Genomic DNA, 19949 nt, shown 5'->3' with positions numbered 1-19949 from the left:
CTCATCCTGGCTGGCCTGATTTTGTTTGTATCAATCCTTAGAAAGGAATCCTCCCCCCAGTGGCAAGATAATGTGTCCAAGTTAGGATTCCTCTAATTCAAGCCGTAATTCATGCAAAGGGCTTTAGTTTTCAAATCCTCCCATGGGAGGATGTCCGGACAGGCTGAGGTATTGAAAATTAAAGCACATCAATATCTACCGACTGGTCTTTGCTTCGATCGCCAAATCTTTGCTAGATTAAAATTCGTAAACCACATAAATATTCCCCATAGACATCCACTACAAGAATCGCTCTTCAAACGAAAGCATTCTGGATGTTTTTCTATATTTTGCGGCTTTTCAAAGGTTTATCATCAGGATGTTTCTGCATAAATAGGTTCTTCTAGGGCGGCATCAAGTTGGTTGCCTAGCTGGACTTTTGGAGAAATTCTTGATGATTAGAAGCTATAAGTTTAAGCCTGTTAGCAGCGATTCCTTTTTACAAAACGCTGGCAGCTCTCAATTCTTATCCTTTTCAAAAGGGGAATGCGCTTAATGGCTCATCAGGATAACCCCTCGTTTTCCTGCGCTGACTGTACGTCGGGTAGAGGACTTGATTTCAGGTTCACAATGGCGTTTCAACCAATTGTGAATACTACTTCTTGGAAAATCTTTGCCTACGAAGCTCTCGTTCGCGGTATTAACAACGAGTCGGCTCAGCAAATTTTGAGCCGGATCAGTCCGGCTAATCGCTATCGATTTGATCAGGCCTGTCGAATTCGGGCCGTTCAGCTTGCAGCGAGGTTTGGTATTCAGTCGTCTATCAGCATCAACTTTATGCCGAATGCCGTGTATCGGCCTGAAAATTGCATTCAGACGACGCTGGCAGCAGCTAAATCCTATAATTTTCCGGTTGATCGCATCATTTTTGAAATTACCGAAAATGAGCGAGTGGTCGATCCGGCCCATCTGAAGGAGATTATTCGGGAATACAAGAGGCGAGGTTTCCGAACGGCTATTGATGATTTTGGCGCGGGCTACTCTGGGCTAAACTTACTGGCGGACATTCAAACCGATCTAATTAAGCTCGATATGGCCTTGGTTCGAGGCATTGATCAAGATAGAACTAGGCAGACCATTGTGAAGGCAATTTTGCGAGTTTGCCAGGAGCTGGAAATTGAGCCCATTGCCGAGGGCATTGAAACCTACGAGGAGTTTAGGTTTTTGCAGGACTTGGGGGTTGAGTTGTTTCAGGGGTTTTACTTTGCTCGGCCTGCTTTTGAATCTTTCGCGGCTATGCCGCCACCTTTGAAGTGCCCTGTGTTTGTTTAAGGTTTAACAGCAGTGAGTAATGTTGCCTAACAACAGAGTGGTTACCTGCCTATGTACTGCAGGCTCAGCCCCCAGTTGGCGTTAGCTGACGTTGATTAATGCTTAAGATTGGTGATATTAGGTTGCTGGGAGGAGGCGCTATCCCCTGTTATGCGGCATAACTCACCCTACGCTTGCTACTGATACGTCCAGTCCAATCCTCTTGGAGCGTTTCTATCCGGGGGGAGACGTTAGAATTTGTATTTTTGCTTACTCTACTGAAGTTGAAGAAATTGCGAGCTCAACCTTGAGAACTAATTCATTAGTTTTCTCAAGATACAAGATGCAATTTTTTTGTGAGAGAAAAGTCTCAGAGCTCAGTAACGCTTTCCACAATTTATTTCTGTTTTTGAAAGGATAGGAATCATGACGATTCATAAGTTTTTTTTCTCGTTAAAAGCCACTGCTAAACGTCTTGCTGTGCTGCTCATGGGTGTAATAGTACTGTTTGGCTTTTCTCAAACGGCAGCGCTAGCAAATTCTACTCCTCCAAGAACGGAATCCGCTTCTAACGTGCTGGTAGCCCTGGCTGCATCTTCTCGTTTTGCTTCTCAAGCAGAACTCAAAAATCAAGAGCCGACTGTCTCTGAATCAAGGCTTGATGAAATGCGAGAACAGCGCCGTGAGTGGCAAAGCGAAGTCTCTGCTGCCGCTGAAACCAAAAGTGATATGAAAAAGGAGTCCGGAGACTCGGTAGGTGAAACGATTAAGAACAAACTCAATCTTGAGGAGATTACTGAAGAAAACGAAATTGTAGAAGAGCTAAGAAATCGCTAACGGGTGTAACTACATTTACTGAATTTAAGGAATGTTGGAGGGGCGATTGGCTCCTTCAACATTCCTTTTTTTCGGAAGATAGTTTTGATTAGAAAGCTTAGAACAAAGCTAATCAGTCAAATGCTGAGTCTGGATAGGTTTTCTCACCTCTGCTACATAAAATGTGGCAATGGCTTTATCAGGTCAACTGCGGCCTACAATAGGCTTTGCAAGAAAACTGATGATAGGCCCATGACCACCGCAATCAAGGCTAAACCCGACTGGGCAGGTGAAGATCTGCTCTCTCGCTTGGTAAACCGACTAATTCAAACCCGGCCCCTCTATGCCTTGATGAAGCGGCAGGCCCGGCAGGTGCTGATCAAAACGGCAGAGAACAAAGGAATCGCTTGGCGTCAGATGGCTGAGGAACTAGAGTCGTCTGGAGCCAAGGAACGGCTGGCAGAGGTGACCAACTTGGCAGTTACCTACCCGGCCTATTACCAGGTGCCGTTTCACGCATATAACGAGGGCAATCTCTGCTGGCAGGCAGCCTTTGAGGTAGAACCGGCGACTTATTCAATGGGCCTGCGAGTCTGGCCCCAGGAACCCCTGACTTGGCAAGCCGCTCAAGACCGATTGCGGAGCAGCTTTCACGAGGTATTAGCAAATTCTGGCGTGGGGCCAGTGCGCGACATTCTCGACATGGGCTGCTCAGTAGGTATTTCGACGCTGGCGCTGCATCGCTACTACAGCCAAGCTCAGGCTGAGCCGGTGCGAACGGTGGGACTGGATCTCTCGCCTTATATGCTGGCAGTGGCCAAAACGCGGGACACGGCAGGAGAGGTGGCGAACTGGCTTCACGCTCAGGCCGAGAAGACAGGGCTGCCCGATGCCTCTTTTGATCTGGTCACACTTCAGTTTGTCGTTCACGAGCTGCCCCGTGACGCGGCTGGGGCAATTTTTAGGGAGGCTTTGAGGCTGCTGCGACCGGGGGGTGCGATCGCAATTGTCGATAACAATCCCAAATCCCCTATCATCCAAAACCTGCCGCCTGTGCTCTTCACTCTAATGAAAAGCACCGAACCCTGGACCGATGAGTACTATACCTTCGATCTAGAAGGGGCACTAGCGGTTGTTGGCTTTGAGCAGGTAGTATCGGTGCCCAGCGATCCACGCCACCGCACCATCGTGGCCCGAAAACCGCAGGCTCAGAGCTAGTACCTAGTTCCTAAATTTGAGCTGTAGGCAATCTCTGGTAGGGGCGCAGACTCCTGCGCCCCACTGGCCCTAAGGCATAGGCTGCCAGTCTTGAAACTGCTCCATGTGGCCCCAATAGGCCATGTATCCAGTAAAGGCCCAGATCAGGGCAGCAATTAGCAGTACGGCGGTTCCCAGCAGCCGCCAGGGGCGATTGTCCTTGAGGTAGAGCAGGGTGGGCGCTGCCAGTACCCCGCCCAGCCCTGTCAAAACGAAGCCCAAGCCAGAAATCAGTGGGCGACGGGTTAGATCTAGAGTGATGAGGCGCAGCCCGATCAAAATCGAGGTCAGGCCGACAAAAAAGGCATAGATGGCCACGCTCAAGAGACCCCAGCTCATCGCTAGAGCAACAGCAGTGGCGAGAAAGAGAATGCCAAACAGTACGGTCGTTTCGCCAAAGGCAATGTTGAAGCTGCCTCTGACGGGCCAGGTCAACACCATGTGCAGGCCGGTGATTAGTGCGATCGCACCTGTCATCCCAAATCCTGGTACCCACCGCTTGGGGTTGCTGTCAAAGCCCTGATAGACGAAGGTTGCCAGCATGACCAGCCCGGCAACCATGTTAATCAGCATGAGTGCGATGTAGTTGACAAACATAGGGGTAAGACTGTCTCCGTTTATAGCGGGTTATCTAGCGCGTCCGTGAGTTCGTCCATAATGCCATCAATGGCAACTTCTACCCGCCGCCAGTCTGGAATTAGGGGTGAACCAAAGGGATATTGGTGAAAGTCGTTGAGCGCCTGATCGAGCGCTTGGGCAAAGGCTTCGACGGCAGAGATCTCTACGTGCAGGTCATACTGGTTGAGGTCGTGCATTTCGGCAATGGCTTCATAGACCCCAATCGCATTGCGGGCATTGGTGAGGTAGGTGAGCTTTAAGCTGCGGAAAAACTCATTGCTCAGGACAATACCTTGAGCAGAGAGCTGGGCAAAGAAGGTGCGGGCAATGTCGGCAGCCATTTTTTTGAGACCAGCATTGGCATCTGCGCCCACCTGCTGATGCTTGTGGTCATAGCGATGAACCAGCTCCACCTGGCAAATGCGAGGCACTCTCACCAACCGATAAATCTCAGAAAGAATGCCTACCTCAATGCCCCAATCAGAGGGAAACTGCATTTCCCGGGCAAGGCTGGTAAAGGTGGCAAATTCCCCAGATAGGGGATAGCGAAAGTCGGCCATGTATTCCAAAAAATCTATATGGCCCAAGATCTCGCGGAGCGCGCGCACTAGGGGAAAGTAGAACAAGCGCAAAACCCGGCCGTAGAGGCGATCGCCATAGCGGGCGTAAAAGCCCTTAGCAAACTGATAGCGAAGCTGCACAACCGCGTACAGCAACCGCACCATGAAGCTGCGGTTGTAGGTCAAGATATCGGCATCGTGAAATGCCAGCACTGCAACTTCTTCCTTGGTCAAAACGTAGCCTAAAGCGGTCCAGACTGCCCGCCCTTTGCCCCGAGGCCCTAGCGGAATTACGTCATCGATCTTCTGCATCACGGCCTGCACTCTGGAATTGTCATTCCAAAGCAGACAGGCTTTTTCCTCTAGCGGTGCAACGATTGACTGAGCTTTTTGAAACTCCTCAAAGCTGGCCCGATCGAGGCTGATGTAGACCCGCTGGATAAACTCCATGTCTTTGAGTTCTTGAATGATATTTGCCATTGCGGGGCTGGCAAGATCACTGAAGAGCGCCGGAACAATGACCCCAATAGGAATGCGCTGTGAGGCCCGAGAAAGCCTCTGCTCCATCGTCTCGTGGGCTTCGTTAGAGAGCAGGGTGAAGGTCGGAACATAGTTAAGGTGAAAGTCAGGCATAGTGCATGCTGAGTAGAAATCCCTAAACGTGTGTAGTTTAGGCGGTCTTGGTCTGATTGACTGCGTTCTACAAAACAGCTTCAAGCTGCGGCAGCCATTGGCCTAGCTACGCAGCGGTCAACAGCGCTGAGTCAAGCTAACTAGATTCCCCAAAAAGACAAGCAGCGAGAGACCTGCTTCAGCCTCCAAGGCTACTGAACTTGCCAGATTGAGTCAAGGTTAAAAGCTGGAACTTGCCTGGTTTTTGCCAGCAGAGAATGCTGCTGGGACTGGCAAAATTCTGCACGACTTTGCACATTTTTAATGCAAGTCAATACACAGCCTGGCCTAGGCAAATTAAGGTACGGTATACAGCTGCCGCTTCACCGCTACCGACCCCTCGCCCTGAGAATTTGCCATGACTTCTTCCGACGCCAAGCAGCCTCAATCAGGCATCTCGCCCGCTTCTGGTAAGCCCAAGATGGGTGGCGGTCTGCCCATTATTCAATATTGGGCTGAGCACACTCTCTCTGCCGAAGGCCCTAAGCTCTGGCAAACTCTGACTCACAAAAGCGCCTGCCTCTCCTGCGCTTGGGGCACAGGCGGCCAAAAGGGCGGCTTTGTAAATGAAGTGGGCGAACCGCTGCAGCGCTGCGCGAAGAGTGTGGAGGCGATTTCGGCCGAACTGCAGCCCCCAGTGCAGCCTCACTTTTTTGACCAGCACAGCTTGGCAGAACTGCAGCAACTCACGTCTCTAGAAGCTGATCGGCTGGGGCGGCTAAGTTTTCCGGTGATTTTGCGCTCTGGCAGTACTCACTACGAGCGAATTAGTTGGGAGGAGATTTTTGCGATCGCAACCCCCGCTTTCCGCCACTCCCCCGAGCGCGTGGCCTCCTACAGTTCCGGGCGCTCTTCCAACGAAGCGGCTTATTTGCTGCAGCTGATGATGCGATCGCTAGGCTCCAATAACCTGGCCGATTGCTCCGACCTCTGCCATGCCCCGTCTACCGTAGGCCTTAAGGCTGTCTTTGGCATCAGTACGTCAATGGTGAGTCTGGAAGGGCTACACCAGGCCGACTGTGTAGTACTGGTGGGGTCGAATGCCCCGGCCAATCACCCCCGGTTAATGAATGAGCTGATCAAGCTACGCGATCGCGGCGGCAGGGTGATTGTGGTGAACCCGGTGCGGGAGGTGGGGCTAGTCAAGTTCGGCTCTCCCGCTTTTCCACTGACCTCACTACTGCAAGGATCAGACATTTCCTCTCTGTTTCTGCAGCCGATTCCGGGCAGCGATGTGGCGCTGTTTGTCGGCATTCAAAAGTCTCTACTTGAGCGGGGCCTAGTCAAAACTGATTTTGTCGAGGCGCATGCAGAAGGATGGAGGGATGCGATCGCACAGGCTCAAACAACCCCCTGGTCAACCCTGGTCAACACCTGCGGCTTATCCCAGGAGGAGATCGAAGCCGCCGCCACCCTAATCAGTCAATCTCAGCGGGTCGTTTTTGCCTGGGCAATGGGCGTTACCCAGCAGGCCAATAGCGTCGATACCATCTTCAGCATTGCCAATACGGCCCTGCTCACCGGTAATGTCGGCAAACCAGGCGCGGGTCTGATGCCCATTCGAGGCCATTCCAACGTGCAGGGCTTCGGTTCAATGGGCGTGACCGCGCACCTTAAAGAAGAAATTCGTCAGGCGCTAGAAAAGCTTTTGGGCCGATCCCTCAAGCGCGAACCTGGTTACGATGCCCGTGCCCTGATCGAAGCTGCCGACAGCGGCCAGGTAGATACCCTGCTCTGCCTAGGCGGCAACCTGTATGCTGCCAACCCCGATCTCACCCAAGCCAAGCGTGCTCTAGGCCAAATCGACACCGTTATCTACCTGTCCACCAAGCCCAACTTAGGCCACTTCCACGGTCTAGGCCGACAAAACACAATCATCGTCCCCGTCTTCAACCGCTTCGAAAACCCCCATAAAACTACTACCGAGTCGGGCAACAACTTCGTGCGACTCAACGACGAGGGCAAAACGCATCTCAAAGGAGCCGACCTGATTTCGGAAGTCGAGTTTCTAACCGATCTGGCCCATCGTCTTCATGGCGATACCCCAGTTGACTGGCGCAGGCTGCAAGATACCCGCTACGTCCGCCAACTCATTGCCCAAACCATTCCCGGCTACGAGAAAATCGGTCAAATCGACGAGACTGAGGAAGAGTTCACCATCGCGGGTCGCATCTTCACCCAACCCCAGTTCCCGACCCCCTCTGGCAAAGCCCAAATGCACATCACCCCTTTGCCAACCCTGACTCTGCCTCAGCCCCAAGACTTTGGCCTAGCCGAACCCGTTCAGGGCTTGGTGCTGGCGCTGATGACCGGGCGCAGCTACTCTCAGCACAATACAGTGGTTTATAAAGAGGGCGATCGCTATCGGGGTATGCCCCACCGCCACTGCATTCTGATGCACCCGCAAGATGTTGCCCAAGCCGGATTTGTTGAGCACCAGCGTGTTTCAGTGCGAGGCGATGCCGGGCAGCTCAACCAGATTGAAATTATCTGCGGCGAGGTTCGGCCCGGCTCAGCATTGATGTTTTACCCCGAAGCCAACGTGTTGATGAAAGCGCATATCGAAACCCGTTCAGGAACACCCGCCTATAAGCGCGTCCCGGTTCTGATCTTCAGCGCTGAGTAGTTAGTTTGTAGTCAGTTCGTAGATTGGACAAAGGGCAATAGCTGCTGGAAGCGAAAACCTCAGCTGACTAAGCTGGTTTCATCATTGACCAGCCAATTACCGACCACTTGGCTTAAACCAACAGGCTGTTCGACGAAACCGAGCTTCTTGTAAAAGTCAACTGCATCATCTGTGAATAAATAAACGTGCTGCCCCTGTAATTTGCTTATAAGGATCTGCATCATCGTCTTCGCGATTCCTTGCTGGCGAAAGGAGCTAAGCGTCCACACATCAACAATATATGCATTACAAACACCGTCAGATAACGCCCGAGCAGTCCCGACGATTTGCTCCTCGGCATAGGCAAGGCAGGTAGCATAGCTATTCTCAAACGATGCCTTGAGCTGTTCAGGGCTACGTCCGTTATCAAAATCGTCCTGATGCAGTATTGCTTTCACCTGCACCCAGTCAACGTGATTTAGATCTGTTTTATATACTACGTTAGCCAATTCAGATTAATCCTACAGAGTTCAGCTGTGCATCTCGATTGGTGTAGATTCAAATCAAGTAGAATTGTTCTTAATACACTCGATCCGAAACCGCTCAAGCAGCGGAGAAAAGTCGCTGGGTTGAGCTTCGTAGTTGAGCAATTTTTCATCTAAAATGATCCATTTTTGAGCACTTCGAGTCCACAAATTGCCAGCGGGCTTGAGCCAACTCGTATCATCTAGTGTTCCGGGCTTAACGTTGCTGATTTCAGAATTTCGAGCAGGATTGTGAAATAGTCTTGTACCGCATTCCGGACAGAATAAGCAGCTTACTTCCCGCCCGCTGTCAGAGACTCGCTTCCATTCCTTTGGCTGTCCCTGAAGGATGACAACTGCGGCACGAGGAACGGACATCGACATGCCAAAGGCGCTAGAGGATTGCTTTTGACATTCCTTGCAATGACAGGCATACAGCGTGAGGGGTTCGGCTCGAATCTCGTATCGAATCTGCCCGCACTGGCAGCCTCCGGTGTAAGGAGTAGCCATCTTTTATGTTTCCTATAGTGATTGAAGAGGGCTCACTTCTATAAGCGAGCTATTTTTTCTGAGAGATAGCTCTTCATCCTCTTTAGTTCTTGAATTCGTTCCTCAACCTCCTCAAGCTTTTGACCCAAAATTCTTTGCTTTTGATCAAGCGTAAGCTGATCATTTTCAAAAGCTTTAATCCAGTCCTGAATCTCGGTCAGCGTGAATCCTAGCCGTTTGGCGCGCTGTATCAACACCAACCTTTCTAGGCTGACCTCCGAGTAATCTCTATAGTTGTTGCTTCTACGTTCGATTAGCTCAGAATCAATCAAGCCTCTCTTCTCATAGAAGCGGATAGTATCGGTCGGTAGCCCCGATTTCTTAGCGAGTTCTCCAATCAGCATGGCAATCCCTTGACCTTGGAGTATAGTCCATAGTTTACGGTGAGGTAACTGCAGTTCACAAGGTAGGAGGAGTTACTGTGAGGGCAATTTTGGTGACTGGAGCATCTTCTGGCATCGGGTATAGCGCCGTGAGGGCGTTTGCCAACTGTGGCTAGCGGGTGTTTGGAAGTGTTCGCAAAGAAGAAGATGCGAGGCGGCTCACAGACAAAATTGGGCCTAATGTGACGCCGCTGCTATTTGATGTGACCGACACAAAATCGCTGCAAAACGCATCTCGACAGGTCGCATCAATCGTTGGACCCGACGGATTAGCCGGAATAGTTAACAATGCCGGGATTGCGACTAGTGGGCCACTTGTCTACCAGTCGATCGATGAGATTCGTTGGCAGTTTGAGGTGAACGTGATTGCTCCAATTGCCGTAATACAGGCATTTTTACCCTTATTAAAGGCTGGACAGTCCCCAGCGACGAAACCGGGCAGAATTATCAACATAAGCTCTGTTGGGGGAAAGATTGCAGCCCCCTTTATCGGTGCGTATGCGGGCAGCAAACACGCAATTGAAGGAATATCTCATAGCCTGCGCCGGGAACTGCAGCTGCATGGCATTGATGTTGTTATCGTCGCACCTGGAGCAGTCAATACGCCCATTTGGGATAAGGACTCAGCTCAAGATATGAGCCAGTATGCCGCGACAGAATATGCAAAACCCCTACAGGCATTTCAGCGGTATATGACGGGTCTTGGTAAGGCAGGATATTCTCCAGACCAAGTTGGGGAGTTTATCAGGCAGGTATTTGAGCTGAAAGCTCCAAAAACCCGTTATGCGTTCGTTCCCAATCCCCTTTTCAACTGGGTTTTACCTTTGGCAATGCCACATCGCTGGTTAGACAGAGCCATTGGCAGAAATTTGGGGCTGCTGCCGAAAAAATAAGTTCTCTGTCCTCATATAGCGTTAGCAAACTATTTGTAAGTATGGGGGTGTGGGAGCTGTGCCCCCAACCAGAGGTTCTACCCTTGCACCCCGCACAGCTGATTTGAAATTGCTATAGCCAGGGTAGGGATGCAGGCAGGTGTTGAGAGAACTTTTCGGCTCTCTGGAGGCCGATACCAAAAATATGCCAACACGGTAGGCTGCCACTAATGGTCACCCATCCAGGAGCAGACACATGGCAGGCTTTCCGGAGGACTTTTTGTGGGGCTCATCTACCGCTGCCTACCAGGTAGAAGGGGCCTATCAGCAAGACGGCAAAGGACTCTCAATCTGGGACGTCTACTCCCACCTGCCTGGCACCACCTACCAGGGCACTAACGGTGATGTCGCTGCTGACCACTACAATCGCTTCCGGGAAGACGTGCGGTTGATGTCCGAACTGGGGCTTAAATCCTACCGGTTTTCCATCGCTTGGGCTCGTATTTTCCCCGGAGGCGTGGGCAAACCGAACCCCGCAGGAATTCAGTTCTACAGTCAGCTGATTGATGAGCTGCTGTGCTATGACATCGTGCCCTTTGTCACGCTTTATCACTGGGACTTGCCCCAGGCATTGCAGGATCAAGGCGGCTGGGAAAATCGGGAGCTGATAGTTTCAGCCTTTGCCCAATATGCCAAAACCTGCTTCGAGCAATTTGGGGACCGGGTTAAATACTGGATCACGCTGAATGAAGTGATCAACTTCATCATGCTGGGCTACCGGGATGGACTGCACCCGCCTGGGGTTCGAGATGAAGGTAGGGCTATTGAGGTTAGTCACATCGTCAATTTAGCCCACGCTGAGGCCGTAGCGGAATATCGTCAGCTGGTTGCACAGGGCAAGATTCTAGACGGCAAAATCGGCATCGCCCATGTGCTGCTACCAGGATTTCCCATCAGCGTTACACCAGAGGATGTCCGAGCCTGCGAATACTATGAGGGGATGGATTTTCACTGGTTCTACGACCCGGTCTTAAAGGGTGAATATCCGCCGCTAATTTGGGACTACTACCAGCGAAAGGGCCATACGCCAACCGTTCTCCCAGGTGATCTGGATCTGCTTAAGAACACAGTCAACGATTTTATCGGCATCAACTATTATCAGAGCACTTTTCTGGCCTACAATCCTCCTGATGGCGTGGGTTCTGCCACGATCAACACCTCGGGTCAAAAAGGCAGCCAGCCCGAAAGCGGCATTCCGGACTTGTTCAAAAAGGTGCGAAATCCGGACATTGAGTACACAGACTGGGATTGGGCGGTTTATCCAGAAGGGCTGTACGAGGGCATGAAGCGAATTCGGGCCCGCTACGGCAATATTCCGCTGGTGATTACGGAAAATGGGTTGGGCAGCAAGGATGCGATCGCACCCACTGGCGAAGTCCTAGATCAGTCCCGCATCGACTACATTCAAAAGCACCTGATCTGGTGTAAAAAAGCGATTGCAGAGGGCATTCCCCTCTTTGGCTACTTCGCCTGGTCTTTCATCGACTTGCTGAGCTGGCTCAACGGGTATCAGAAGCAGTATGGCTTTGTGTATGTGGCTCGCGATCGCAACTTAGCCCGCCACCCCAAGCAAAGCTACTGGTGGTACCAAGAGGTCATCCAAACCCACGGCGAAAGCCTTTACCTGTCTCAGGAAAAGACGGCTGAATCGTAACTTACTGCCGAATGGCACAGGCGTTTAGGGCCTGCAGCACTAGATCTGGGTGATGCTCCATGTAGCGAGCCTCGATTTCGTGGGGTCGATCCTCTGGGTTGTAATGGTTTTCAATGGTTCTCAGGTCGGCCCGCTGTAGGCTGGAGGCCATGAGATCCAGATTGGCAGAATCTCCATGCCGCAGAGACATCGGTCGGTAGCTGGCATTATCTAGCCCATCCTCACAGTCTTGAACTACGTGCCAAGACTCATGAATCAAGGTTGCTTCAATCTCGACATGGTCGTCCTGAAGATTGTTCATGCACAAGACCATCTCATTGCTAGAGAGGTCGTAATATCCCAAGGTTTTGTCAGACTCACAGTCTTTGTGCAAAACAGGAATACTCAATCGACCCAGGGCAGTATAAAACTGAGTGCTGAGTTCAATTTCAAGGGTGCTGGTAAGTCGAGTTAGGTCAATACACTCGCTACTGCTAGTCTCTATAAAATTGACATCGTCACAACGAGAACCGGCACTGGGTTGGGCCGTCGCTGCGGTTGCAGCCCCCGCTACCCCCATCACAGTCACCAGTCCTATGGCTGTGACCGTCAAAATTATTTTCATCAGCGTATCAAAAGCAGTGGAGTGCTTCCAAGAGTTCCCCGTAGCCAAATAGCTTTACTCACAAAATATACGGAATAGACAAAATCACTATAGGTGAAAACTTGTGTTCATACTAAAACGCCATCTCTCTTTGGATAGATGTTTAAACTACAAATGGCAGGACCTTGAGCTGATTTTCAGGTTTTTATCGAGTTTTCGCAGAAATTTTTGCTTTTAGTGAATCACCCTAGCTTTACGGAATCGTTAATCTTCGATGAGTAGCTTGTAGATAGCTCACTCCCATAAACTCTCGACAGACAATCCATATGTCCAATGCAAATGGCAGAATTCGAGCATTGTCGGCAGGATTAGTGCTGCTGCTAGTTGGCTGTAACAATGGGCTTAGCAGCAGTGAAAACCGCCAGGGACTGGAAGTTAAGCTGCTAGTTGGCAGCGCCCTAGGCCACTTTTGCGATCAGGCAGCAGAGCAATTTAATCAGCAAGACCCTAAACTCAGCAGCGGCGAAGCCTTTTATCTGTCTTGCGAAGCCGCAGGCAGTGGTGATGTCGTCAATCAGGTGGTGACGCTGGCACAGCAGCTCAAGTCGGGCACCCTAGCAGCCGAGGCACCCGAGTTTCCCACCCTGATTTCGGTGGATGGGGAAATCTATCACAGTCAGCTGATCTATCAGATGGAGCAGGTCTTTCCGGGACAAAACTACATTCCGCCGATTGCCGACGCTCCACTGCTGGCCAATAGCCCAATGGTTTTTATGACGCAGGAAAATTTGGCCCCTGGGCTACAGCAGGTAGACGATCTGTATCGAGCGTTAACCACCGCTCAAACTCATCAGGATCTCGATGCTGCTAGCCCGGCGCAAAATATTTACTACGTTCACACTGCGCCTACTCGCTCCAACTCGGGGCTGCAAACCCTAGTGGCTCAGTACGCTTCTGTATCGGGCAAGCGGCCAGAGGATTTGACCCCTGAAGACATCCAGAGTTACCAGTCAGGCATTCAAAGCATTCAAAGCAAAATTACCCGGTACGGTGTTTCTACCGGGTCTCTGGCTCAGTCTATGCTCGAAAACGGGCCTTTCTGGGCTTCCATTGGTTCTGTTTATGAGTCTTCAGTGATTGAGGCTAACAGCCAGCGCCAACCTGATCAGCCCAAGTATGTAGCGGTGTACCCCAAGGCCACGTTTACCTCCAATATGCGAGGTATTTTGCCCAATGCTCCCTGGGTTAGCGCTGAGGAGAAGGAGGCTGCAGAGGCCATCCTGGCCTATCTACAGACTCCAGCAGTTCAGCAGATCGCCGCTGAATTGGGGCTGCGTCCAGGGGTGCCGGGAGTGCCTCTGGGGGCCAAATTTAGCCCGGAGTTTGGCGTCAATCCTCAGGCTAGCTACGACTCCTACCGCCCCCCGCAACCCCAGGTCGTGGAGGCCATACTGACCAGTTGGGAGGAGACTGCTAAAAAGCCGTCGCTAGTGGTGATTGTGGTCGATTCCTCTGGCTCTATGGAGGGCAACAAGATGCCTGCAGTGCAGAGCACTCTGCAGAGTTACATTACGAGCTTAGGGCCTAAGGACAAGGTGGCGTTAATTGATTTCGATTCCAGTATTCGGTCTCCGGTTTTGGCAGACAGTACGCCTGAGGGGCAGCAGCGGGGATTGCAGTTTATCAATAGCCTACAGGTCGAAGGCGGCACTCGCCTGTATGATGCCAGTCTCTATGCTCGTAATTGGCTGCGGCAGAACCGTCGGGACGACGCCATCAATGCAGTGTTGGTGCTGACTGATGGGGAAGATTCGGAGTCAGGCATTTCTCTGGAACAGCTGGGCCAGGAGCTGCAGCAGAGTGGGTTCTCCAGTGATGAGCGGATTGCCTTTTTTACGGTGGGCTATGGAGAAGAAGGTGACTTTGACCCAGAAGCTTTGCAGCAGATTGCTCAGCTCAATGGCGGCTACTATTCCAAGGGCGATCCGGCCACAATTGCTCGCTTGATGTCGGATCTGCAGCTGGAGTTTTAACCATGAAGCTGGCTAATCCTCTGCAGTATCCTTTAGCGGTTTTGGCGGGCGGTTTGACGCTGTTTTTGGGGGTGCGTCTGGCGAGTTTGCCCAGCGGGGTGATGCTGCCTGCTGCGGCCGCGATCGCAACCCTCGGAGCTACTGCCCTTAAATCTCGCGAGCCCGACTCCTCCCCTGTATTGGAAAACCCGCGTCTGGAGCAGGAGCTGCAAAAAACTCGGCAACAGGCTTTGAACCTCACCCAGCAGGCCACTGCGCTGCAGGCCGAGGCCCAACGGCTGCTGACCGAGGCTCATCAGATAGAGCTGTTAGGAGTAGTGCAGTATGCTTGCGATCGCAGCCGCGAACTGCCTGCCAAAATCGACCAATTGGCCCAGCGGCTGCAGGGCAAAGATTCACTGCTGTCGGTCACCGATCTAGAAAAGCAGCTGATCGAGGCCGAGCGGCAGCGGCAAAACAGCAGTGGCGTGGCCCGCCAACAGTGGGATACCCTAATTGCCAGTTTGCAGCGCAACCGGCAGCTCGCCCAGCAGGGGGAAGATGCTCGTGAGGCTCAAGTTGTCAGCCTATCAACCTTAATTCTCGATGCCGCAGGCGTTTTGCAGCAGCTTCAGAACAAATTACGCACCGCCGATTTGAGCAGTTCCCTGGCAGCTGACGAAGTGCGCAGCCTCAGCACTGAGTTCAACGGGATGCAGGAGAATATGGAGGTGCTGATTGCTGAAGGGTAACTATGACCCAGTCTAAAGCCCGACCTGCGAGCCTGCCGATTGTGGGTCTGCTCTGTTTGCTGCTGCTAGTCGCCTACTGCTGTTTGACTACAGGTGGGCAGGGTCTGACCTGCCACCGCCCGGCCTCCGATGAGGTGCGCTGCGAGGCGGTGAGCACCTTCCTTTATGGGCTGATTCCCGGTGCCGCCAAGCCCTTTGTGGTCGAGTCTGTGGAGGTGGTCTCGGAGCTAACTGACCGAGTACCGCGTGGCGGGGTACGATTTCGCCATACCCTTACCCTCAGCGGCGAATCCCAGACCTTTTCCACTCAAATTGCCCAAAGCCCCATTTCGGGGGCGGCTATTAAGCGGCAGGTGCAGGAGTTTCTGGCCGGGAGTGGCTCCGATACGCTGACTTTTCAACCAGCGCAGCCGACCTTCGCCCTGGTGAGAAGTGGCCTGATGGCCTTTTTGCTGGGGGTCGTGAGCTGGAGCTTCTGGGATGTGCGCTGGCCTCCGGCAGTTCCTGCTACCTCGTTACATCGTCACCCCGAATCTCTTTCCCAAGAGTAGTTCCCACCATTCGGCATTACCCCCAAGGAGCTTACTATGACGCAGTCTTCAGGTGCACGGATAGCTCTCTCGACCGCCATTATTGCTGGAGCCTTGGCCCTAACCTACGCCCCTCTGCCGGGTCTGCAGCAGACGGTCACAGTCGTCAGCGGCTCGGAACTACAGGAACCGCTAGCAGCGCTGGAGCCTCGATTTGAGCAGGCTAATCCCAACGTTGATCTAGTAATTAAAATTCAGGGCTCTCAGGATGTCGTTAACAACTATCTAGATGATAGAAACGACTTCAAAGCGACTGTGCTGATTCCGGCTAACGGCGATCTGCTGGAGGAGCTGCGTCAGCGCTGGCAAACTCAAACCGGCGAGAGCCCCTTCTACGAGGAGCCACAGCCAGTGGCGAAGACGCTGCTGGTTGCGATCGCATGGCCTGAGCGCGGCAAGGCCCTCTTTCCCAATGGCCAATTTCAGTGGTCGCGCCTGGAGCAGGCCATTGAACAGGCCAACTGGGGTGCGATTGGCGGCAATCCGGCTTGGGGCAGCTTCGACTTTGTCACCACCGATCCAACCCGCTCTAACAGCGGTCAGCTCACGCTTACTCTTTGGTCTGAAGCAGCGCTCAACACGTCAGCCCTCAGCCCGGCTGCCCTCAATGCGCCGCCGGTTCAGTCGCTCTTTGCCCAGGTCAAGAGCTCGGTTTACCAGCCGCCCCGCTCCACAGACATTTTGCTGCAGGAGTTTATTACCCGAGGCCCCAACGATGCCGACATCGCCACTGTTTACGAAAGCATTGCCCTGCATCGCTGGGAGCAGTCGGGCACCACTCAGAACCAGAGCTACGAAATCTACTATCTGGATCGCACGGTCGAAACCGTCTCCACTGCTGCCATTCTCCGCCAGGATGTCAGCAGCGGGGAGGCTAAAGCGGCCCGTACTTTTCTTGAGTTTCTGGCTGCGCCCGAACAGCAGACGGTCTTTGTGCAGCATGGCTTTCGTCCAGTAAACCCTAGCGTAGATCTAGAGAGCGTACCCAACAGCCCCTGGAGCCAAGGGATTCCAGGGGCTGAGGTCAATCCGCCTAGCCAGATCTCGCTGCCGCCAGATCGTCAGGTAGTAACTGAGGTGATCCGGCTGTGGCAGCGGGCTAATTGAAGTTTAGACGACTTCTTGAGAGGTTCTCACCTGTGGCTGTGGCTGTGGCTGGAACTGGAACAAGGTGTAGACCACGTTCCGGCGAATGCCCGTCATCATGTCGAGGAACAGCTCGTAGCCTTCGCTCTTGTACTCAAGCAGCGGGTCTTTTTGGCCGTAGCCACGCAGGCCCACTGTTTCCCGCAGGGCGTCCATCTGCTGCAGGTGATCGCGCCAGAGGGTATCGATCTGCTGCAGGATAAAGAATCGCTCTGCATCACGCATCAGACCGGGCTTGATCTGATCGACCTGAGCTTCCTTGATGTCGTAGGCAATCCGAACCTGCTCATGGAGGAAGGTGCGAATTTCGCCCAGTGAGAGGTCTTCTAGCTGGTCGGGGGTTAGGTCTGCCAGCAGGTAGACAAACTCCTTGATCTTTTCCAGCATCTCGGGGAGCTTCCACTCCTCGGGCGGCAACTCTGGGTTGATGTATGCCTGCACGATGTCATCCATCGTCTGCTCGGCGTAGGCGATGACCAGCTCTTTGAGGTCTTGCCCTTCTAGCACTCGGCGGCGCTCAGCGTAAACGGCGCGACGCTGGTTGTTCATCACCTCGTCATATTCAAAGACCTGCTTACGAATGTCGTAGTAGTAGGTCTCGACCTTCTTCTGTGCTCCCTCTAGGGAGCGGGTGAGCATGCCCGACTCAATTGGCATGTCTTCTTCTACCCGGAAGGCATTCATCAGGGCTGCAACGCGATCTCCACCAAAAATCCGCAGCAGGTTGTCCTGCAGACTGAGGAAAAACTTGGTGGAGCCAGGGTCGCCCTGACGTCCGGCCCGGCCCCGCAGCTGGTTGTCGATCCGGCGAGACTCGTGGCGCTCTGTCCCCATGACGTGGAGCCCACCTAGGCGAACGACTTCGTCGTGCTCTGCTTCAGTGAGGTTCTCGTATTCGTGGCGAATCAGGTTGTAGACTTCCCGCAAGCTCTGGATAACGGGATCGTCGGTGGGGGCTTTTTCGGCTGCGATCGCAACCTTCTCCTCTGCCTGCAATTCTGGCAGACTGCGCTCACCATAGGTCTTCACCGCCAGATCGACCGAGCTACGCAGCGCCGCTTCGGCTTCGGCTGACAGCTCGGTGGGAAAAATATCGGGAGAGGCTTTCCAGCTCTTAACTTTTTTGCCTGGTGTAAAGCCTTGGGCGGGGCCTCGACCTTTAGCGCCGGGCACTGCCGTCACCGAAAACTCGTCTTCATCTTCCGGCTTCACGATCCGGGGCATGAGATATTCCCGCACCTTGAGGCGGGCCATGTAGTCAGCGTTACCCCCAAGGATAATGTCTGTGCCTCGCCCCGCCATGTTAGTGGCAATCGTCACAGCTCCCCGGCGACCGGCCTGGGCCACAATTTCTGATTCTCGCTCAACGTTCTCGGGCTTAGCATTAAGCAGGTTGTGGGGCACGCCTAACTGCTGCAATAGGTTGGAGAGCAGTTCCGATTTCTCTACGCTGGTCGTGCCCACCAGTACGGGGCGACCCAGCTCGTGCATTTCTGCACATTCTTCCGCGACTGCCTTCCACTTGGCTTCTTCGGTCTTGTAGACGACGTCAGAAACATCGTGACGCGCCCTCACCCGGTTAGTTGGGATGATGGTGACTTCTAGGTTGTAGATTTTCTCGAATTCGGCCTCTTCTGTCTTGGCTGTGCCGGTCATGCCCGACAGCTTAGGGTAAAGCAGAAAGAAGTTTTGATAGGTAATGCTGGCTAGCGTTTGGGTTTCAGACTGAATGTCTACCCGCTCCTTGGCCTCGATCGCCTGGTGCAGGCCATCGCTCCAGCGGCGACCGGGCATGACTCGCCCAGTAAATTCATCGACGATGACCACCTCGCCATTGCGGACGATGTATTTGACGTCTTTGGTAAAGAGTTCTTTGGCCTTAAGCGCGTTAAAGATGTAGTGAGCCCAGGGGTCTTTGGGGTCAAACAGGTCAACGACGCCCAGCAGTTCTTCCGATTTGATATAGCCCTCGTCGGTCAGCAGCACGTTGTGGGCTTTCTCGTCTACTTCGTAGTGCTCTTCTGGGTTTAGCTCACGAGAGACGTCTGCCGCTCGGGTGTATTTTTCGCTGGGCCGATCCACCTGACCTGAAATGATCAGCGGCGTGCGGGCCTCGTCGATCAAAATCGAATCGACTTCGTCAATGACACAGAAGTTGAACGGGCGCTGCACCACATCCTGCATAGCCGTGGACATGTTGTCGCGCAGGTAGTCAAAGCCGTACTCGCTGTTGGTGCCGTAGGTGATGTCGCAGCCGTAGTTAAACTTGCGCTCAGCGGGAGACATGCCCTGCTGAATCAGCCCCACGCTCAGGCCTAAGAAGCGGTGGATTTGCCCCATCCACTCGGCGTCTCGACGGGCTAGGTAGTCGTTCACGGTGACGATGTGAACGCCCTTACCAGTTAGAGCATTGAGGTAAGAAGGTAGGGTCGCAACCAGGGTTTTGCCTTCCCCGGTCTTCATTTCAGCAATTTGACCATCGTGCAGCACCATGCCGCCAATCAGCTGTACATCGAAGTGGCGCATACCCAGCACTCGCCGGGAGGCCTCACGCACTACAGCAAAAGCTTCGGTCAAAATGTCGTCGAGGGTTTCTCCCTTTTCCAGCCGCTGCTTAAATTCTCCTGTCTTGGCGGAGAGTGCCTCGTCGGAGAGTACTTTGATGTCCTCTTCCAAGAGGTTGATCTCAGCCACATCGGGCTGATATTTCTTAAGCTTGCGGGTATTGGGATCACCCAGAAGGTTCTTCAGCATGGATTAGGGAACCAAGACAGCGTAGGGGTATAAGACTTTAGTAAATCGTAATGTATTGAGGCGCTGCAAGGGACGATTCCCGCACCTCAAGCCAGTGACCCAACTCACTTGATCAGCGAAGGTTGGCAGCCGAGATAAAGGGGGCCAAACTGGGCTAGATGGGCTTATCTATCCTATCATCTGGACTTTGGGCTGGGCTGAGTGGTCCAAAAGAGCCTGCAGGGGAGATGTAAATAGAGGGTTGAAGCAGTA

At 52.9% G+C, this 19949-nt stretch carries 17 protein-coding genes; 10 read left to right on the top strand and 7 right to left on the bottom strand.

Annotation, left to right across the window (positions count from 1 at the left end; translation table 11 throughout):
* The first annotated feature begins 609 nt into the window (after window positions 1–609).
* From H6G13_RS04190 to H6G13_RS04180, 3 genes are all read left to right on the top strand, one after another.
* Window positions 610–1311, top strand: a complete 702-nt coding sequence (locus tag H6G13_RS04190) for an EAL domain-containing protein (RefSeq protein WP_199305729.1) — start codon at window positions 610–612, stop codon at window positions 1309–1311.
* Between the two features lie 405 nt (window positions 1312–1716).
* Window positions 1717–2127 (top strand): hypothetical protein, encoded by a 411-nt coding sequence (locus H6G13_RS04185; protein ID WP_190481924.1) that lies wholly within the window; start codon window positions 1717–1719, stop codon window positions 2125–2127.
* Window positions 2128–2358: 231 nt separating this feature from the next.
* Window positions 2359–3324, top strand: a complete 966-nt coding sequence (locus H6G13_RS04180) for a class I SAM-dependent methyltransferase (RefSeq protein ID WP_190481923.1) — start codon at window positions 2359–2361, stop codon at window positions 3322–3324.
* A 69-nt stretch (window positions 3325–3393) separates the two neighbouring features.
* On the opposite strand, the gene H6G13_RS04175 is transcribed toward H6G13_RS04180, so the two are convergent.
* Together H6G13_RS04175 and H6G13_RS04170 are read right to left on the bottom strand one after the other, a co-directional pair.
* A complete protein-coding gene (locus H6G13_RS04175) occupies window positions 3394–3960 on the bottom strand; it encodes a DUF981 domain-containing protein (RefSeq protein WP_190481922.1) in 567 nt (188 codons plus the stop codon).
* A 20-nt stretch (window positions 3961–3980) separates the two neighbouring features.
* On the bottom strand, window positions 3981–5174 hold the full coding sequence (locus H6G13_RS04170) for a glucosyl-3-phosphoglycerate synthase (RefSeq protein ID WP_190481921.1): 1194 nt from the start codon (window positions 5172–5174) through the stop codon (window positions 3981–3983).
* Between the two features lie 397 nt (window positions 5175–5571).
* Here H6G13_RS04170 and H6G13_RS04165 point away from each other — a divergent pair, with 397 nt between their 5' ends.
* A complete protein-coding gene (locus H6G13_RS04165; RefSeq protein ID WP_242028142.1) occupies window positions 5572–7839 on the top strand; it encodes an FdhF/YdeP family oxidoreductase in 2268 nt (755 codons plus the stop codon).
* Between the two features lie 59 nt (window positions 7840–7898).
* Here H6G13_RS04165 and H6G13_RS04160 read toward each other — a convergent pair whose 3' ends face one another.
* The 3 genes from H6G13_RS04160 to H6G13_RS04150 are packed head-to-tail and all read right to left on the bottom strand — an operon-like array spanning window position 7899 to window position 9235.
* Window positions 7899–8327 carry a GNAT family N-acetyltransferase gene (locus H6G13_RS04160; protein ID WP_190481920.1) on the bottom strand — a complete coding sequence of 143 codons (429 nt, stop codon included), beginning with the start codon at window positions 8325–8327 and terminating at the stop codon, window positions 7899–7901.
* 54 nt (window positions 8328–8381) lie between these two features.
* Entirely contained in the window at window positions 8382–8852 is a 471-nt protein-coding gene (locus H6G13_RS04155) for a GFA family protein (protein WP_190481919.1), read from the bottom strand.
* A gap of 38 nt (window positions 8853–8890) precedes the next feature.
* The gene (locus tag H6G13_RS04150; RefSeq protein ID WP_190481918.1) at window positions 8891–9235 is read right to left on the bottom strand and encodes a MerR family transcriptional regulator; all 345 of its coding nucleotides are present in this window, start codon (window positions 9233–9235) and stop codon (window positions 8891–8893) included.
* A gap of 158 nt (window positions 9236–9393) precedes the next feature.
* On the opposite strand from H6G13_RS04150, the gene H6G13_RS04145 reads away from it, so the two are divergent.
* Together H6G13_RS04145 and H6G13_RS04140 are read left to right on the top strand one after the other, a co-directional pair.
* Window positions 9394–10167, top strand: a complete 774-nt coding sequence (locus H6G13_RS04145; RefSeq protein ID WP_199305728.1) for an SDR family NAD(P)-dependent oxidoreductase — start codon at window positions 9394–9396, stop codon at window positions 10165–10167.
* 235 nt (window positions 10168–10402) lie between these two features.
* Window positions 10403–11860, top strand: a complete 1458-nt coding sequence (locus H6G13_RS04140; RefSeq protein ID WP_190481917.1) for a glycoside hydrolase family 1 protein — start codon at window positions 10403–10405, stop codon at window positions 11858–11860.
* A 1-nt stretch (window position 11861) separates the two neighbouring features.
* On the opposite strand, the gene H6G13_RS04135 is transcribed toward H6G13_RS04140, so the two are convergent.
* Window positions 11862–12464, bottom strand: a complete 603-nt coding sequence (locus H6G13_RS04135) for a hypothetical protein (protein ID WP_190481916.1) — start codon at window positions 12462–12464, stop codon at window positions 11862–11864.
* Window positions 12465–12769: 305 nt separating this feature from the next.
* Between H6G13_RS04135 and H6G13_RS04130 the strand changes: the two genes are divergently transcribed.
* From H6G13_RS04130 to H6G13_RS04115, 4 genes are read left to right on the top strand one after another with little or no spacing between them, the layout of a single operon-like run.
* Complete coding sequence (locus H6G13_RS04130) at window positions 12770–14476, top strand: VWA domain-containing protein (RefSeq protein ID WP_190481915.1); 1707 nt, start codon at window positions 12770–12772, stop codon at window positions 14474–14476.
* A 2-nt stretch (window positions 14477–14478) separates the two neighbouring features.
* On the top strand, window positions 14479–15207 hold the full coding sequence (locus tag H6G13_RS04125; RefSeq protein ID WP_190481914.1) for a hypothetical protein: 729 nt from the start codon (window positions 14479–14481) through the stop codon (window positions 15205–15207).
* 2 nt (window positions 15208–15209) lie between these two features.
* Window positions 15210–15758: a hypothetical protein gene (locus H6G13_RS04120; RefSeq protein WP_190481913.1), complete on the top strand. Its 549-nt coding sequence runs from the start codon at window positions 15210–15212 to the stop codon at window positions 15756–15758.
* 36 nt (window positions 15759–15794) lie between these two features.
* The gene (locus H6G13_RS04115; RefSeq protein ID WP_190481912.1) at window positions 15795–16904 is read left to right on the top strand and encodes a substrate-binding domain-containing protein; all 1110 of its coding nucleotides are present in this window, start codon (window positions 15795–15797) and stop codon (window positions 16902–16904) included.
* Window positions 16905–16907: 3 nt separating this feature from the next.
* Here the strand turns inward: H6G13_RS04115 and secA are convergent, their stop codons facing one another.
* Window positions 16908–19697 carry a preprotein translocase subunit SecA gene (secA, locus tag H6G13_RS04110; protein WP_190481911.1) on the bottom strand — a complete coding sequence of 930 codons (2790 nt, stop codon included), beginning with the start codon at window positions 19695–19697 and terminating at the stop codon, window positions 16908–16910.
* Between the last annotated feature and the right edge of the window lie 252 nt (window positions 19698–19949).

Source organism: Pseudanabaena sp. FACHB-2040, assembly GCF_014696715.1.
Taxonomy (GTDB): Bacteria; Cyanobacteriota; Cyanobacteriia; order Phormidesmidales; family Phormidesmidaceae; genus JACVSF01.
Note: the sequence above shows the minus strand (reverse complement) of the source record. Positions and strands in the feature narration are given on the sequence as shown.